Source organism: Enterococcus sp. 3G1_DIV0629, from assembly GCF_002141285.1.
Lineage (GTDB): Bacteria > Bacillota > Bacilli > Lactobacillales > Enterococcaceae > Enterococcus_B > Enterococcus_B lactis.
On record NZ_NGLI01000002.1, the window covers coordinates 592,290 to 608,964 of the forward strand.

Genomic DNA, 16,675 nt, shown 5'->3' on the forward strand with positions numbered 1-16,675 from the left:
TTTTTGTACAAACTTTTGAAGAAGTTTCTGCAAAAATTTGTCTTACTGCGTAGAGCCAATTGTTTTTAACCTCATTTATTTTAAGGAGTGGAAGAGTTTAGATGTTAACTGATTTTAGAAGGAACATTTCATTATTTCTAACAATTGCCGCTAGCTTATTTTTACTGCTTTTCTTTCTTTACTTAGGATTCAAAGATGATAATGTCACGATCAGTACAACTGATTCTACAGGGAAAATGCAATATGCACTAGTCAACGAAGATAAAGGAGCAGTCTTTGAAGGCAAAAATTATTCATTAGGTTCGGATTTTGTGACATTGATCAATAAAGACAGTAAAAATCGCTGGGAAACCACCACTCGAAACATCGCTACAGCTGGTGTAGAAAGCGGGCAATTTGATGCGCAAATCATCATTCCCCAAGATTTTTCTGAAAAATTGCTCTCGCTGCAAAGTATCAATCCGGAAAAAGCATTGATCGAATATCAAGTTCGAGATGGACAAAATGAAATCACGAATCAAATGATTCAAGACAATGTCAACACGATCTTAACGGACTTCAATCAGCGGATTATCCAAATGTATTTTTCCAGTATCGTCGGGAATTTATTTGAAGCACAGCAAAACGTGAATCAAATCGCCGGAACACAAGTAAACTATCAGACGAATTTGGAATCATCTATTTACAGTCCATTCAAAGAAATCCCAGGCAATTATACGAATGTGCTGGAAACAGCCAGTATTTTAGACACAGACAATCAGTCTTTTACTGCCCAGCAGCAAGCCTTTGTCCAGTCGGTCAAAGAGTTGCTGGACAGAAACAATCAAGGATTAGAAGGAGGCAGCCAATCGACTGAAACAGTCAAAGAATCGGTCGAAGACTACACGAAGCAGGCAAATGAAAAACTGAAAGAATCGATCAGACAATTCAATGATCAAGTAGCGATGCAAAAAAAACAGCTCAACGAACAATGGGAAACAGATACGGCAAACTATAAAAAGCAGCATGATCAATTGAATGAAACAATCTTGTCCCAGTTGGGTGATTTTTATACCAGCAATGAACAAGAAAGCACAGGTGTGTACGCCGGATTTTTATCAGAATCGGTTCTTTTCCAAGTGACACAAATAAAAAGAATCACGGAACTTCAGGCAGAAATCGCTGAGCTACAAGCCCAGACAGAACAGTTGACCCAGTTGAAAAGCCAGATTGCAGCGACTTATTATAATGATCCTGCAGCTACTCCTGATACAGCAACCACCGAGCAAGTGAAAACAGCTATCCTCCAGCTGATTTCCGATTTGGGAGGAAACACACCCAAATTGAACGCTGAGTATCAAGGAACACTAGAGACCTCATTGGCTCAGATTCCAGACAAGAGCTTGGAACAGTTAGTGGACGAATTAGCAAAACAGCAAGTGATCACACCTGATCAAGCGTCCCTTTACTTGGATGAACTGGCAATCGTCCGAAAATACGCCAATGATTTGAACAAGCCATTGGGAAAAGAGGTCCATTTCACGTATTTAGATCCTAGACAAGGACATCCTGAAATGATCACCATTCCGCAGCAAACAGTCACGCTTTCCATGGACCCGACAAAAGGGAATACCTATTCGATCCAATTACCAGCTGATTCGCAAGAACAAGTCAGTGTGATGCTAGATGGTCCCAAGCTGCAAGAAATTGAACAGTTAGTGAATGATGAACTGCATCCTTATCGCTATCAAACTACAATCATCGACCATTCAGATCATCAATTTACATTCGCAGCACCTGAAAAAATCGAAGAAACGGAAGAAAGTACGCAAGATTCAACAGATGACCCACAAGAAAAAGAATTGCCGAAACAGGTGACATTCACGGTCAACCTACCGATTATCTGGCATTTGAACTCAATAGAACAAGCGACATCTTATAATGAACTTCACTATTCATGGAGCAGGAACGAAACGGTCCAAAGCGATCATCACTATGCCGTCTATCTCCCGATGGATCAGCCGCTGATCGATGATGTGCCTAAAATTCTGACACATTTACAAGTACTGGATACTGCTGCGCAGCAAATCGCGACTCTTTTCGGTAATCCGAACCAGTCGTTATCAGTCCAGTCTTATGCTGCCATGATCCGTGCATCAGAAAACCAAGGGAAAACAGTTCTGGAATTAGCTAAAGACCAATCGATCTATCGTCGGTATGACAATATTACGAATGACGAGAAACAAACGGTCATTACCGATAAATTATATGAAGAATACAAGAAATCAGGAGACAGGATCTACAAGGACACCGAGACTCAGATCAATCGACTGCAAGCGGTCATTGGGCATGAAACAGATCAGAATAAAGAAGAAGCCAGCCCTACGCTTTATGGCACATTGAATCTGATGTCCATCCCGGAAAAACTGCTACAGGAAGCAGATAAATTGAATCGATGGTTCACAGATGCCAACCGGCAAATCAAGGATTCATACAATGCATGGGGCGAAACAGCAAAAATCGAAGCCGCATCAGTGATCAATGAAGAAAATCCGCATCCTGAAGAAAACGAGACGAAACAAATTGCCACCCAAACAGAGTCTTTAGTCCAAACGATGCAGGAACTGATGCGATCATCCAAAGAAACGGCTGCTAGCACCGAGAAATCTGCTGCAGAAGTCAAAGATATCGCGCCGGTAATCGAAGAATTAAAAACAACGACAGCTGATGTTCAGACAAATGCAACAACGATCCTCACCAATCTGGATCAATCGATTCAACAATCGAAGCAAATAACGAAAGAAAACGAAGAATATGCAAAGACCTTTGAAAAAGTGTTATCCAACACGAAAAACGGCGGAGCAGACAATACACAAGTTTTCCATTTTCTGTCACGGCCGATCCAAGGAAAAGGTGTATTCGGGCAAACAAGACAAATCTCATTAGTTCCTTATTACGCAACATTAACTGGCGCGATTCTGCTTATGGTCGCAGGGCTTTCATTACTAGGATTTATGAAAAAACGTAAAGTGACAGAAGCCAATCTGTTGGTTCAGCCGACAAGGATATGGCTGAACGTTCCTAATGTCTTCCTTCTTTCGTTTGTGACGATCTTACTTGCCGGTTTTTATGCTGGTGCTACCAGTGCAAGTGCTGGCACAGCGAATCGCTTGTTGTGGTTCAGCTATGCCTTTTTGACCTTTGCCAGCATGCAGCTGCTTGTCACAGGCTGTTTACGGCAATTCAAGAAACTTACCTTATATGGTTACGGCATCGTTCTAGGATTGTATTTCATACTCACACCATTATTAGGAGTGACGGTCAAAATAGGTTCATTCACCGAGTTTCTCTATCGGCTGTCACCGCTCCAAAATATCCAAAATGGTTTTACAGTCCTGCTGAATGGCGGCCGTATCAGTTGGGTCAGTTATCTTGTGATCGCCATCCTTCTTGTTTTAGGACTGTTTCTGAATCTCATTGTTCTTCCTGAAGAACAAGATAGAAAAGAGCGTGAATCATGAATAAAAAAAGAAAAATCTGTCGGATCATCGGTATTTTGAGTGTTCTTTTTCCTATTAGCTTCGACGGAACACGTGTGCATGCTGAACAAGGGTCTCTTACAATCAACAATCAAGTAATCTATGAGGATCAGCAAACGGAAGCAGGCGGAAACGAGGTCTCATTTGCCATCAACGACTTGTTTTTGGCGGAGAAAGAAGCGAAAGATCAGCAATTGAAAGCAAAACAAAAAGAACTGGTCTCAACTGCACAGGAAAAAGTATTTTTTGAGGAAACGACTGAGCCAGAAGCTCTTGACCAAAAAGTAATGCCTTATCTCTTCAAAGAAGGAGACACTGTTGCTTCAGTCCAGAGCACTTCTTCTTCAACCATGCAGCAAAGGAAAGTAAATCAGCTGGTTACCTTTAGCGGCTATGTTCTTGGCGGAAGCCTATGCATAGGAATCGGTCTATTTTTAGGGAAACAATTAGCTTATCACAAAAATAAAAGGAGCAGGAGTGGCGTGTAGCATGGAAAAAGGTACAACAATCAGTATCAGTCTGCATACAGCTGATCGGATCATCGATCTGAAAGTCCCAAGCCAAGTCACTGTGGCACGGCTGAAAACAATTTTACAAGAGTCGTTTCCAATCATTCATATCCGACTTCCCGAAAATTTTGAATTGACTCTTTTGAATAAACCCATCCATTTGAGAAATGAGGCCATCTTAGCTGATTATTCTTTAGGCAATGGCGATCAGTTACAAGTGATCGAAAGACAAAAAAACAGGGAGGAAAACCCACTGTGAGAGAAATACAGAACATCGACCAAACCATTGGATTTATGAATGAGACTAACGCTGTAGAGGTGACTCTGCAGGCCAATCAGTATAGGCTGGACAAACTGACACAGTATCAGCACTTTTTAGCACCTGGTATCCGAATGCTGTCAGGAGAGATTATAGAAGCAACAGAAGAAAAGCTGGTTATTCGCTATAAAAAAGAAACGGATACCTTGCCGCTTGAGCAAGTCGTCAAAAAGGAAGAGCTCTTCCACCGTTTGCTGCTGGCACAAAAAATCCATTTCTTAACGGATTTTCTACACCGTCCAGCTCAGCCTTTCCTCCATCCTGCTAATCTATTCGTTCGTGGAGAAGAACTAGTTATCGGGCACCGAGGATTTATGGAAACGATCGTCCCTTATATCAATGAAGAAGATGATTTTATCAAGCAATATCGGGCACTGGTCCTTTATATCTTGCATTCTAGATTAAACTATGAACTGCTGATCGAAGGCAGCGGTACGCTGAAAGATGCCTTTACAAAAAAAATAAACGAAGCAGATACGATCGAAATCATTGATCAGTTGCTGGCAACGGAGATTCTGAAGCAAAAGCAAAAACGTGCCAAAGAAACACAAGTAGTCAGTAAAAGAAATCATCAGATTTTTAAGTGGAGCAGCTTGGTATTGGGGGTATCGACAATCGGATTTGCTGTTGCGACAGGGATCTATGCTCTGGATAAACTCCCGGCACAAGAGCGTATCAGTTCCGCTGAGACACAATATATCGCCAATGATTACGCTGGTGTTTTGAATACGTTGAAAGAAGACGAACCTGAAAAACTGCCCACTGGTGCTAAATATGTTGCCGCAGTCAGTGCCGTACAACTGGACAATTTGTCCAATGAACAAAAGGCAGCTATTTTAAATAACTTGTCCCTTAAATCGAGCGACAACACATTGCTTTACTGGATCTATGCCGGAAAAGGGAACTTCGATAAGGCACTGGATGTCGCTAAGAATCTTGGTGACAATCAATATATCTTACACGCCTATACCAAGTTATACGATGCAACAAAGACCAACAACAAGATGAAAGGTGAGAAAAAACAAGAATTGCTCACAAAGTATGAAGAAGAGATCAATAAATACATGAAGTTGTTAGGAGGAGAAGATGGAAATGAAGCCAACTGATCGGTTCGTCCCATTAAGTGATCAAATCCGGACATCTGTAAAGATCCTCTTTGATATTTTTTATTTTGGTGAAACGTTCGTCCATGAACAACTCACCGAGAAACAGCGTCAAGTCGTACTTAACGGTCAAAGCTTCACTTATGAAGACCAGAAGTTATTGTGTGACGGAAAACCAATCAAGTCAGATGAACACTTGCTGATTTTAAGACATGAAGAGCTGGAAACTGTTTTTACGAATAAGCCAAAAAAAGATTTTCTGATCTCCGGAGCGAAAAAATCGGCAGTTTTTTTAGAAACAGATGCATTGATCTCAATTCCTATCGATCCTAAAACCAAAGAATATCAGCTGAAGATCTATCCGAGTAAGGAACGTGTTTACTATAACGATCAGCTTATACAAGAAGGTACATTTTCCTTTGGCGTAGGAGATCGGTTGATGGTCGATCGTTTAGTGATCGAAGTCCGGGAAAAGCAGCTGCGTTTCACCAGTCTGGGCACAAACTATCAGCTGGATCCATGGAAACTGGTAGAAGAAACGTTTCTTCCGGAATATCCGGATGATTTCCCATTTTTTAGAAGAAGCCCGCGTATCCATTTGAAAGAACCAGCGAATGAAATCGAGATCCTTGCACCGAAACCAAAAGAAACAGAAGGCAGAAATGACTTATTGAAAACAATCGTGCCACCACTTGGTATGGTCGTTTTAAGCGGTGCCACAAGTTTTCTTAGCGGAGGAAACCCGATCATGATGCTGAGCATGGGTGGTGCGAGTCTATTGACAGCTGGTTTTTCAGTTTCCAGTTATCTGACCAATAAAAAAGAAACGAAACGAACAAACGAGGAACGGGAAACCACCTACCGCCAGTATATGCTTCAAAAAAAATCAGAACTGAACAAGCTGCAGCAAAAACAAAAAGAAGCGTTGGCGTACATGAATCCTTCTATAGATGATTTGGCTGTGATGGCTAAAGAATATCATGCGCGGATCTATGAGCGTATGAGCCGCAATGAAGATTTTTTGAATATTCGAGTGGGCACAGGAGAGATCATCTCCAGTTTCAAGACGAACTACCAGCCAGCAGAAGAAGATGATTTGAGCAAAGAAGCAGAAGAACAGCTCGTCTGGCCTTATAAACAGTTGGACGAAGCGCCAATCGTCGTTCCGCTAAAGGATCAGACGCTAGGATTAGCAGGACCATCTGCTGTACTGCGAACCGCCGTCCAAACCATCCTTTTCCAATTATCGGTTCTTCATTCGTACCGAGATGTCGAATTCATCACATTGGTTCCGGAAGCGGATTATCAAAAGGAGTGGAGTGCCTGGCGCTGGCTGCCCCATACGAAGATCCGACATTTGAATCTTCGGGGAATCGTCCATCACGCACAGTCACGGGACATGGTCCTGAATTCCTTTTATCAAATGCTGACAAAGCGACGCCAGCAAGTCAAAGAAGCCGGAAATGAAACAGTTGTTTTTCAGCCGCATTACATTTTTTCAATCCTTGATGAAAGCTGGCTTTCAGGTCATGGATTGAATGAATTTCTGGCTGAAGACATGAGTCCGTACGGTGTGACAGTCATTTGGGGAAAAGAAGCCTTGAACATGCTGCCGGAGACAACGACAACGCTCATCGAATATCAAAGTAGTGAATCTGCTACCCTGATCAATCAAAACAGCGAATACATCAATCAGACCTTCTTGCCAAATCATCTACCAACTAGCTATCCACTGGAGCAAGCCATCCAGCGTTTAGCGAACCTGCAGCACGTGGAAGTGGAGAAGAATGCGGTGCCGGAAAGTCTTAGTTTATTAGATCAATACGAAGTGAAAAAAATAGAAGAACTTTCTATTCGGACTCGCTGGTTGAAAGCTGAACCAAATAAATCAATTCGTTCTTTGATTGGCTGGAGAGGAAAATCTGAGTATGTCTATTGGGATCTACATGAGCGGGTTCATGGCCCACATGCACTCGTTGGAGGAACGACTGGTTCAGGAAAATCGGAGTTTTTGACCACCTATTTGCTAGGTTTGGCGATTAATTTTTCTCCAGAGGATATCGGAATGCTGATTATTGATTGGAAAGGTGGAGGAATTGCAAATACATTAGAAAAATTACCTCATTTCATGGGGGCAATTACTAATCTAGATGGTGCAGGGACGGCTCGTGCATTGGCAAGTATCAAAGCAGAACTGAACAAAAGACAAAGAGAGTTTGCTAAATATGGAGTAAACAATATCAATGGATACATGAGTTTATATAAACAGCGTCTAAACCCTAATCCAGCTATCACTTATCCTAGTAAACCATTACCACATTTGATTTTAGTTTCAGATGAATTTGCTGAATTAAAAGCAAATGTTCCTGAATTCTTAGAAGAATTGACCTCAGTAGCACGAATCGGCCGATCGCTAGGAGTCCATTTGATTCTAGCCACACAAAAGCCATCTGGTGTGGTAAATGATCAGATTGAAGCAAATAGTACAAGTAAAATCGCACTTAAAATGGCTAGCGTCCAAGATTCGAATGAATTACTAAAAACCCCAGATGCTGCTCAAATCATAAATCCTGGTCGTGGTTATCTTAAAGTTGGCGAAAATGAAGTATATGAATTATTCCAAAGCGGTTATGCCGGTGTTTCATATGATCCAGACAAAATAATCGAAGAGAATGTGGACGAACGGATTTTTATGATCAATGATTTAGGGCAATCAGAGGTGCTCTATGATCCTGGTGAGGAAGTGATTCAAGGAAAAGATACTAGCGAATTACCAACGCAACTAGAGGCAGTGATTGACAAAATCGATCAAATTTTTCAACAGTCGGATTATATCCTCCCCGAGAAGCCTTGGTTACCCAATCTGGAAGACCAGATCGTGACGCCGACTGTAAAAGAAACGAAAGAAAGAAAAATGGATATCCCGCTTGGAGTAGTAGACATACCGTCCAAACAAACACAAGAAATCTATAATTATGATTTGGTAAAAGCTAGCCACACTGCTATATTTGCAAGTCCGGGGTACGGAAAATCAACAATATTGCAAACGATTACGATGAATCTTTCACGTCAGAACACGCCGGAACAAATTCACTTTCATTTATTGGACTTTGGGAATAATGGTCTATTGCCATTAAAAAATTTGCCTCACACAGCAGACATTGTCACTTTGGAGGAAGACGAAAAGCTGCAAAAAATGTTGGATAGGATTTCTCTTGTATTAACAGAAAGAAAACAGTTATTCAAAGAATGCGGCGTAGCAAATCTTGAACAATATGAAACAAAAAGGCAAATAACATTACCAATCGTTGTTACAGTTCTTGATAGTTATGATGGTCTAAGCACGGATGATACGCGTAAGGAAAAAATCGATGGACTACTCCTGCAGCTGCTTCGTGATGGTGCGAGTTTAGGATGCTATCTTATTTTTACTGCCAATCGAGTAGGTAGCATTCGTATGAATATGCTGAGTAATATTTCTACCAAAATAGCTCTATATTTGAATGATGAAACGGAAATCACCAGTTTAGTAGGTCGTGCAAGCCTTGTTCCTCAAGCAATTAATGGGCGTGGCCAAGTTGTGCTCGATGAACCCGCAGCTATCCAAATTTATTTACCAGTGGAAGGAGAAAATAATGCAGCAATTCTTGAACATTTAGAAAAAGAAGTATCTTCGATGGAACAAGCGTGGAATGGCGTAAGACCAGAAAAAATTCCGATGGTTCCAAGTGAATTGACGTATGAAACATTTAATGGATTTGTACCGAAAAAAGAAATAGATGCGTTTTATTTAGGGTTGAATAAGTTATCATCAATACCTGAGTCTTTCCATTTATTTCAAGGAAAAACATTGGGGATTTTCACAGAATCCAATAGACAATTCCAACTATTGACTCCTTGGTTTATCCAACAAGTCACAGGGGTTCAATCAGAAGCAGATGTTGTCATTATTGATGTTTCAGGTACTTTAGAGAAAATAGCTGACAAGGTAGCAGTTTACATTGATCGAACACAAATCAGTCACCAAAATGTCGAATTGAAAGAAGCGATAGACGCTATGTTAGAAAGTAACGTGAAGAAGCGTTTGGTGGTTGTGAATGGGTTAGTGAATTTTACAGATAAATTATCTTTGGACGCTGAAGAAGTTGCGCAGGTATTAGCCAACGGGAAAGAGCAGTTACAAGTAATCGTTTTTGATAATTTAACAAAAATCGATGCAACTTATGGTAGTTTTGTCACCTTACTCAAAGAAAATATATCTCAAATACTTTTTGGAGGTATTTTGCAAAAGCAGTCTTTTGTGGGAAACATCCCGTATAACCAACAAAATTTACCTGTACCAAGAAATGTTTTACATCGTTTAGAAGAAGATAGTTTAGCACAAATCGTGATTCCAACGGAGGTAAAAGATTGATGGAACAATTAAGTACAGCATTTTTACCATTAGGGAGTATGGTACGTTTAGACAACGAAGAAATATACGGCACAAGGCTTTATCTGGTTGTGGCACGAGCTATTGCTAAAAATGAACAGGGAAAGATCATCTCAAGATACAAAGTAGCACCACATCCTTTTGGAGATATACCCAGTGAGGAGATCTTTTCTATTGAATTTGGAGATATTTTAGACGTTGTTTTTGAAGGCTATTCAAATGAAACAGATTCTCAGTTTTTAGAAGAGTTGATTAGGCGAATGACTAACGCAATGGCAAATCCAGCTTCTTCTGTAGAGAAGATGACTCCAGAACCTCAAGAAACAGAAGAAATCCAAGATGAGTATGAAGATGAGAAGCTAAAAGAAGATCCGTTCTATAAATTTAGAAAGCAAGAGGGATAGTTTATGGTAAAAATCGCTTCAAACCAAGGAGCAGCTCAAGCAGCAGCTTCGGGGATAAATAAAGTATCTATTAGCAGTGGGTACCAATGTACATTAGAAAAAAGTAATCTTTCTGGAATGAAAAAAGGAGCGCAAGTGAGCAACCAGATGCTAACGAATTTATCGAAACTTGTCGACTGTACCAATATACAAGCAAATAAATTTCCGAAATTAGCAGCTGCTATTGCATCACGAGATAGCCAGACAAAATTTAAATAAGAGGTTATTAATATGGAACAAACAAACAATTCTAAGTTAAGAACCGAATATAATCAAAAAATTATAGAAACAGAACAACAAATAGACGTATTGACCCATACAAAAAGACAATTACAAGATTTATCTGAGTTGCTAGAAGGTGACTTAATGCGAGACTTGCGCAACTTACAAAACTTGAATCAAGAACTAGTTAGCGGTGGCAATAGAGAAGCTAGCTGGTTTCAAGAAGATTTGACTGATAGGCAAAGGAAATTGAAACAATATTTACAACAAAAGAATCAAGAGTTCAACCAAGAATGCTTTAGTATGACAGAACAGTTAAACGAAGAACGAATACAATTTCAAGAGGAAAGGAATAAGCTTCCATGGGACTAATCTACTCCAGCAAAGACGCTTCAACTTTAAAAAGTTCGCTGTCTGCCAATCTATCCATCGCCCGAACGACTATCAGTCAACTGAATGTAGGGAGCCAACAACTGATCGCTGCCATTGATGGTCATACCTTGTCCGGGGCTGCTTACAATGCAGGAAAAGGGCTGTTTTCAGACTTGATCCTGCCAACCATCAAACGTGTGTCTAGTGCTATCGACACGATCCAACAGGAGCTGAACCAATTTTCAGCAGCCAACAGTTTCATTGCTAGTGAAGGCTATTTGGATGAAGAGAATCTGCAGCAGCAATTGACCATCTTACAACGCTCGAAAGTTTCATTGGAAAACGCAGCTCACACAGCAGGAGCCTTAGCCAATATCCCGCTCCCGACAATCGCGGAAATGTTAAGAAACCAGCAACAAGATTTCTTGAGAAGAGCCAAAAGCTATCAGCGAGATATCGTACGGATACAAAAGAAATTGAACCAGTTAAAAGAATTCGATGCAAAAACGAAGCACTTGTTTACAAGCAGCTTAAAAGAATTGGAACTTGCAATGCAAGCGGTGATGGTGTTGAACAACACTACAGTCAATAGTGATGGTACGTATGTATTGCCGAAAGGGTTTGATAGAAGTTGGTTTGAGCAAATAAAACCAAATGCAAAAGAACAGATCGATGCATACAGCAGTAATGCTTTCCTGGAATTATATCAGCAAGTAGAAGAACTAATGAATCCATTGAAAAGTGGAAAAACAGAAAATATGAAACGATTAGATCAATTATTAGCACTATATCCAAAGGCATTGGTAGATAAGTTAATGAAAAATGACGAATTTTGGATGCTTGCGGATAAGTTGCCTTCGAAAGCACAAACCAAGTTAATCAATGGATTAGCTAAATATGAATCATTTGGACAAGCTATAACCCAAGGAAAATGGATTCCTAAAATAGACACCCTTGGTAAAGGGTATCAATGGTTCAACAAAATGACGAATCCTATAAAAACTTATGTCAATGAAAGTTTGAAAAATTCTCAATTTATACAAGGAGCTAAGAATTGGGGAGTGGCGAAAGGATTAGGTTCAGCAGCCCAAATAGCGACCTATGCACAACTTGGGGTGACATTTGTCTCGAGTGGTGTCAATGAATATGGAAAAACAGGTAGTATCGGCAAAGGAGTGATTGGCGGGGCGATTGACACAGTGAAAAGTATCGGACCGTTGGAGGGAGCTACACTAGGAGCAACATTAGGAACGGTTATACCAGGTATAGGTAATGTCGCGGGTGCCGGTATAGGATTTACTATTGGTGCAATCAATAAGTTACTGCAACTTGCTAAACCTGATTTGTATGACAATATCAAAGACGGAGCTTACAAACTGTGTGATAAAAGAAAAGAATTTACGGAAAGTACCTTGAAAAACGCAGGTAAGGTAGTGAAACAAAATATAGGTACGGTGAAGCAAGCATATGAGGATGTTCAACAAGTAGGTAAATCAATCGGAAAGGTCCTATCTTCGGTAAAAATACCGAAAATTAGTTTTGGGTGGTAAGAAGTATGAAAACTTTATTTACAGCAACTTTTGAACAAAGTTTGAACTTACAAGATGATAAGTTAATCAAGTATATGAAAAAAGACGTAGAACAACCTGGAAAAAAAGAAAAGCCAATATTAGTAAAGATATTAGCAATCTTGCTAGTATCTTTACAGTACGGATTTGTAAAATTTACTGAATATGGAATAAAACATCCTGATAAAAATAGCTTCTTACCAACGCCTACATTTAATTTTTTACCAATATCTGTATTTATAATTATGTTGAGCATGTATTTAGTAATATGGACAGTTACTTTGTTAAAAAGGTATAAAGAACTCAAGCTATATTTTTCATATATAAACACGGTAAATATGCTCATTATGTTATTGATAACATTGAATCTTATGTTTATAACTTTTTTCTTAAAATCACTCACAGTAATAGGGATAGGGGTGTTGATAGGAATTTTAATGTTCACAGGGTATGTAGTATTTGGAACTAAAAAACGATCATTAGAAAACGTCTTATACGAAACAAAGACTAAGAAAGATAAAATAGATAAATTGGTAGAAAAAGTATTAAAACTAGTGATGAAATATGGCTGGCTAGTTGTAATTATAGTTGCGCTATGGAAGCTGATTTTCCCAAACAGTAATGAGGTACGAACAGATATTATTGGATTTATAAGCTTATTAGGTATGTGGATAGTCGCAGATATAGGATTCATTGTAGCAGAAGCCTACTTATTCTTCCCATATCTTTTACACGGTTATTACAAATATAAATATCCTGAAGAATATCGCGAATGGGAAGGTAAAACACAATTGGAATGGTACGGAGAGAAGTACTTTAACAAGCATATCAAAGGCACAGAAAAAGAGGAGAAAATAAATGACTGAAAAACAAGAATTATTACCATTAGGAAGCATCGTGTTATTGGAAGAAGGATTACAGAAATTAGTAGTAGTAGGGCGAGGTGTGGTATACACAGATCAAGTGACTGGAAAAGATACGTTTGCAGATTATATGGCTGTCTTATATCCAACGGGCTTGAATCCAGAAACGACTATTTTCTTTAATCATGAAAACATCGATAAAGTAGTATTCAAAGGATATTCGGATGAAGAAGAGACTCGCTTCTTAGATGTTTACCAAGAATGGAAAAAGAAACTTGATTCTTCCGAAAAAAAAGAAAGCCAAGCGACTGAAACATTTGGCTTCTAATTGTTTTGCAAAATGTTTTAAAGAAAACAGTACTGCAATTCTTTCTAAAAAGAGGAAGGTTTCCTCTTTTTAGAAGTACAAAGTAGGACTTCAAACATTAGAACAAATTACTAGCTGTTCAAATGAAAAACAATTATACCGCGAGAACATCCATTATGATCATTTGGCACGTAAAAGAATGCCATTCGATGAGGAATTAGGAGATAGCTAATTGATTAATAGAAAAATAACATTCAATCAAAAAAAGGTCAGTCCTCATTAAAGCAAGGCTGCCTTTTTTTGATTTTAGAAAAGTTATTTTTCTTTTCCCAACTTCAACTTCCGAATGTTCAAGAAGTGCTGAGCAGTGACTGCCAAGGCACCGTATAAAATCGCATTGCCTTTCAAACGGGTGTTGCGTACCGAAATATCTTTCGTAAACTGGCTTGTCAAGTTTGCATGGATTTGTTCGATCATTTGCGGATTTTTTTCGTAAAGCTTACTGTTGATGACGATCACATCTGGGTCATACATCATGATGATATTATTGATTCCGATGCTTAATAGGGCAGCGTTTTTCTTGAGTAGAGCTGTGGCATCTGTGTCTCCCTTTTTGACATAATCAGTCAAGATATCTGAGTTGACATATTCTAACCCTTTTAACTGGGCGAATTCTTCATAAACAGCTTTGCTGGAAGCATATTGTTCCAAGCATCCTGAATTCCCACAAGGACAAGGCCGACCATTAGGGTATAAAATCGAGTGACCAAGTTCCCCAGCCTTTCCATGTTTGCCGACTTGCAATTTCCCAGATGCCACGATCCCGCAGCCAATACCACTGTGTATACTAATACTTACAAGGTTTTGATAATGGGAAGAGAAGGTATATTCTCCCAAAGCAGCCAAGTTTGCTTCGTTATGTAGGTAAACAGGAAAGTCATAATGATCAGCTAATTCTTTTTGTAAATCGATTTTGTGCAGATCATAATAGGGCGTAAAAATTGGGTGGTCTTCGAAAACTACGCCGTGTATACCGATCGTCATCCCGACAATTCCATGTGGCGTTTCTGGCAAGTCTTTTATCAATTGAAGGATCGACTGTTGAATGTGATCGAACACGTTTGCGGCATCAATCGAGATTCGACGCTTAGAGATCGAAGAGAGGACAGTGCCGTCGATATAAGAAAGCATTCCTTCTAAATAATTATAGCCAATATCAAAAGAAAGAGCTGTGGCAGATTGGGGATTGAAAGTCAACATGATCGGCTTTCTTCCTCCTGCAGTGGAGGCATCTCCGACACGGGTTTCAACAATCAGCTGATCATCTAGAAGTTTTTTAGTGATATCTGACACAGATGCTTTGTTCAACCCTGTTGCAGCGGCTAATTCTGCGCGAAATACTTCTTTTTTATCAATAATCGTTTTTAAAAGCGTTGCTTGGTTCAATTCGCGAATCGTGTATTTACTTGAGATCATAGAAGTTCCTTTCTTGGTCCGCTGCTAGTAAAACCAACGTTATATGTTAAAGTATAGCGTGTCTTATTCCATTCGACAATGAAACATTTGTTATAAAACTAGAATCAATTAAATGACAAATGAATTTTTTTGAAAGCGCTTGACAAAGATGAAGAAAGTCGCTTATGATGCAATTGTAAATTAGTTTAGTGTACTAATCAACTAAAAACAAGGAGGAACAAGATGAGTTATTTTCCAATGATCAAAGAAGTAAAGTATGAAGGGCCAAGAACAGAAAATCCATTTGCTTATCGCCATTATGATCCTGGACAAGAAATCTTGGGGAAACCAATGAAAGAACATTTACGATTTGCAGCTGCTTACTGGCATACGATGACGCAAGACGGATCTGATCCATTCGGCGACCCTGTGAATATTCGCTCTTGGGAAGGTGAGAATCCATTAGAAACAGCGAAAAACCGAGTAGAAGCATTTTTTGAACTTCTTGAAAAATTGCATATCGAATATTTTTGTTTCCATGATGTAGACATTGCTCCAGCTGGGGATTCTTTAGAAGAATTTTTCCAAAACATAGATGCCATCACAGATTTGATCAAAGAAAAAATGGAACAGACTGGGATCAAGTTGCTTTGGAATACCGCCAATTTATTTTCACATCCGCGTTTTGTCCATGGAGCAGCTTCGTCAAGCAATGCAGAAGTTTTTGCCTATGCTGCAGCTCAAGTAAAGAAAGGATTAGATGTCAGTAAAAAGTTAAATGGAAAAAACTACGTCTTCTGGGGCGGACGAGAAGGATATGAATCCTTATTGAATACGGATATGAGATTCGAGCAGGACAATATTGCACGGTTATTCAAAATGGCGGTGGCATATGGTGAAAAAATCGAGCATAAACCGCAATTTTTGATCGAACCTAAGCCCAAAGAACCTTCGAAACATCAATATGACTTTGACGCTGCTACGACAATGGCATTTATCCAGAAATATGATTTATCAGGAGACTTCAAACTCAATCTTGAAGCAAATCATGCGACTTTGGCAGGTCACACCTTTGAACATGAATTGACTGTTGCCCGATGCTATGATGCTTTGGGATCAATCGATGCCAATCAAGGGGATCTTCTTCTAGGGTGGGATACAGATGAATTTCCAACCAATATTTATGACACGACGCTAGCCATGTACGAAATTTTGAAAAATGGCGGGATCGCACCAGGAGGAATCAACTTCGATTCGAAAGTACGACGTTCTTCCTTTGAGATGGAAGATCTGTTACTTGCGCATATTGCTGGAATGGATACCTTTGCACGAGGATTGAAAGCTGCCGCCCGATTGATAGAAGAGGAGTTTTTCGAAACAATCAAAGAAGAACGTTATGCAAGCTATAAATCAGGTGTGGGAGAACGGATCATCATGGATCAGGAAGATCTTGAATCACTGACAGAGTATGCTTTAGTACATGACCAAATAAAGAATGAGTCAAGTCACTTAGAATGGATCAAGTCGCGTTTGAACGATTACCTAGTATAGAAAGGAATTCTTT

General features: G+C 39.5%; 13 protein-coding genes. 12 read left to right on the plus strand and 1 reads right to left on the minus strand.

The genetic code is table 11. The features are described 5' to 3' along the window. Positions 1 to 101: 101 nt before the first annotated feature. From esaA to A5816_RS11705, 11 genes are read left to right on the plus strand one after another with little or no spacing between them, the layout of a single operon-like run. Positions 102 to 3,500 carry a type VII secretion protein EsaA gene (esaA, locus tag A5816_RS11655; protein ID WP_086311387.1) on the plus strand — a complete coding sequence of 1,133 codons (3,399 nt, stop codon included), beginning with the start codon at positions 102 to 104 and terminating at the stop codon, positions 3,498 to 3,500. Then, positions 3,497 to 4,006 (plus strand): hypothetical protein, encoded by a 510-nt coding sequence (locus A5816_RS11660; protein ID WP_010733091.1) that lies wholly within the window; start codon positions 3,497 to 3,499, stop codon positions 4,004 to 4,006. The genes esaA and A5816_RS11660 overlap by 4 nt, the downstream gene beginning before the upstream one ends. A gap of 1 nt (position 4,007) precedes the next feature. Beyond that, positions 4,008 to 4,286, plus strand: a complete 279-nt coding sequence (locus A5816_RS11665; RefSeq protein ID WP_002373795.1) for an EsaB/YukD family protein — start codon at positions 4,008 to 4,010, stop codon at positions 4,284 to 4,286. Next, positions 4,283 to 5,452 carry a type VII secretion protein EssB gene (gene essB / locus A5816_RS11670; protein ID WP_086311388.1) on the plus strand — a complete coding sequence of 390 codons (1,170 nt, stop codon included), beginning with the start codon at positions 4,283 to 4,285 and terminating at the stop codon, positions 5,450 to 5,452. Before A5816_RS11665 ends, essB begins: the two co-directional genes overlap by 4 nt. After that, positions 5,433 to 9,863, plus strand: a complete 4,431-nt coding sequence (essC, locus tag A5816_RS11675; protein ID WP_179189719.1) for a type VII secretion protein EssC — start codon at positions 5,433 to 5,435, stop codon at positions 9,861 to 9,863. Before essB ends, essC begins: the two co-directional genes overlap by 20 nt. Then, positions 9,863 to 10,285 carry a DUF4176 domain-containing protein gene (locus A5816_RS11680; RefSeq protein WP_086311389.1) on the plus strand — a complete coding sequence of 141 codons (423 nt, stop codon included), beginning with the start codon at positions 9,863 to 9,865 and terminating at the stop codon, positions 10,283 to 10,285. The genes essC and A5816_RS11680 overlap by 1 nt, the downstream gene beginning before the upstream one ends. 3 nt (positions 10,286 to 10,288) lie before the next feature. Then, positions 10,289 to 10,543 carry a hypothetical protein gene (locus A5816_RS11685; protein WP_086311390.1) on the plus strand — a complete coding sequence of 85 codons (255 nt, stop codon included), beginning with the start codon at positions 10,289 to 10,291 and terminating at the stop codon, positions 10,541 to 10,543. Positions 10,544 to 10,555: 12 nt separating this feature from the next. Then, positions 10,556 to 10,918 carry a hypothetical protein gene (locus tag A5816_RS11690; protein WP_086311391.1) on the plus strand — a complete coding sequence of 121 codons (363 nt, stop codon included), beginning with the start codon at positions 10,556 to 10,558 and terminating at the stop codon, positions 10,916 to 10,918. Then, positions 10,909 to 12,468, plus strand: coding sequence for a T7SS effector LXG polymorphic toxin (locus tag A5816_RS11695; protein ID WP_086311392.1), 1,560 nt, complete (start codon positions 10,909 to 10,911; stop codon positions 12,466 to 12,468). Before A5816_RS11690 ends, A5816_RS11695 begins: the two co-directional genes overlap by 10 nt. Positions 12,469 to 12,473: 5 nt before the next feature. Beyond that, positions 12,474 to 13,352 carry a hypothetical protein gene (locus tag A5816_RS11700; protein WP_086311393.1) on the plus strand — a complete coding sequence of 293 codons (879 nt, stop codon included), beginning with the start codon at positions 12,474 to 12,476 and terminating at the stop codon, positions 13,350 to 13,352. After that, positions 13,345 to 13,677 carry a DUF4176 domain-containing protein gene (locus A5816_RS11705; RefSeq protein ID WP_086311394.1) on the plus strand — a complete coding sequence of 111 codons (333 nt, stop codon included), beginning with the start codon at positions 13,345 to 13,347 and terminating at the stop codon, positions 13,675 to 13,677. The genes A5816_RS11700 and A5816_RS11705 overlap by 8 nt, the downstream gene beginning before the upstream one ends. Positions 13,678 to 13,971: 294 nt before the next feature. Here the strand turns inward: A5816_RS11705 and A5816_RS11710 are convergent, their stop codons facing one another. Then, the gene (locus tag A5816_RS11710) at positions 13,972 to 15,132 is read right to left on the minus strand and encodes an ROK family transcriptional regulator (protein ID WP_086311395.1); all 1,161 of its coding nucleotides are present in this window, start codon (positions 15,130 to 15,132) and stop codon (positions 13,972 to 13,974) included. 222 nt (positions 15,133 to 15,354) lie between these two features. Between A5816_RS11710 and xylA the strand changes: the two genes are divergently transcribed. Then, positions 15,355 to 16,662, plus strand: coding sequence for a xylose isomerase (gene xylA / locus A5816_RS11715; protein ID WP_086311396.1), 1,308 nt, complete (start codon positions 15,355 to 15,357; stop codon positions 16,660 to 16,662). The last annotated feature ends 13 nt before the right edge of the window (positions 16,663 to 16,675 follow it).

Coding starts and splice junctions, on each gene's coding strand:
- esaA (WP_086311387.1), top strand. CDS start 102: ATGTTAACTGATTTTAGAAGGAACATTTCATTATTTCTAACAATTGCC.
- A5816_RS11660 (WP_010733091.1), top strand. CDS start 3,497: ATGAATAAAAAAAGAAAAATCTGTCGGATCATCGGTATTTTGAGTGTT.
- A5816_RS11665 (WP_002373795.1), top strand. CDS start 4,008: ATGGAAAAAGGTACAACAATCAGTATCAGTCTGCATACAGCTGATCGG.
- essC (WP_179189719.1), top strand. CDS start 5,433: ATGGAAATGAAGCCAACTGATCGGTTCGTCCCATTAAGTGATCAAATC.
- A5816_RS11680 (WP_086311389.1), top strand. CDS start 9,863: ATGGAACAATTAAGTACAGCATTTTTACCATTAGGGAGTATGGTACGT.
- A5816_RS11685 (WP_086311390.1), top strand. CDS start 10,289: ATGGTAAAAATCGCTTCAAACCAAGGAGCAGCTCAAGCAGCAGCTTCG.
- A5816_RS11690 (WP_086311391.1), top strand. CDS start 10,556: ATGGAACAAACAAACAATTCTAAGTTAAGAACCGAATATAATCAAAAA.
- A5816_RS11695 (WP_086311392.1), top strand. CDS start 10,909: ATGGGACTAATCTACTCCAGCAAAGACGCTTCAACTTTAAAAAGTTCG.
- A5816_RS11700 (WP_086311393.1), top strand. CDS start 12,474: ATGAAAACTTTATTTACAGCAACTTTTGAACAAAGTTTGAACTTACAA.
- A5816_RS11705 (WP_086311394.1), top strand. CDS start 13,345: ATGACTGAAAAACAAGAATTATTACCATTAGGAAGCATCGTGTTATTG.
- A5816_RS11710 (WP_086311395.1), bottom strand. CDS start 15,132: ATGATCTCAAGTAAATACACGATTCGCGAATTGAACCAAGCAACGCTT.
- xylA (WP_086311396.1), top strand. CDS start 15,355: ATGAGTTATTTTCCAATGATCAAAGAAGTAAAGTATGAAGGGCCAAGA.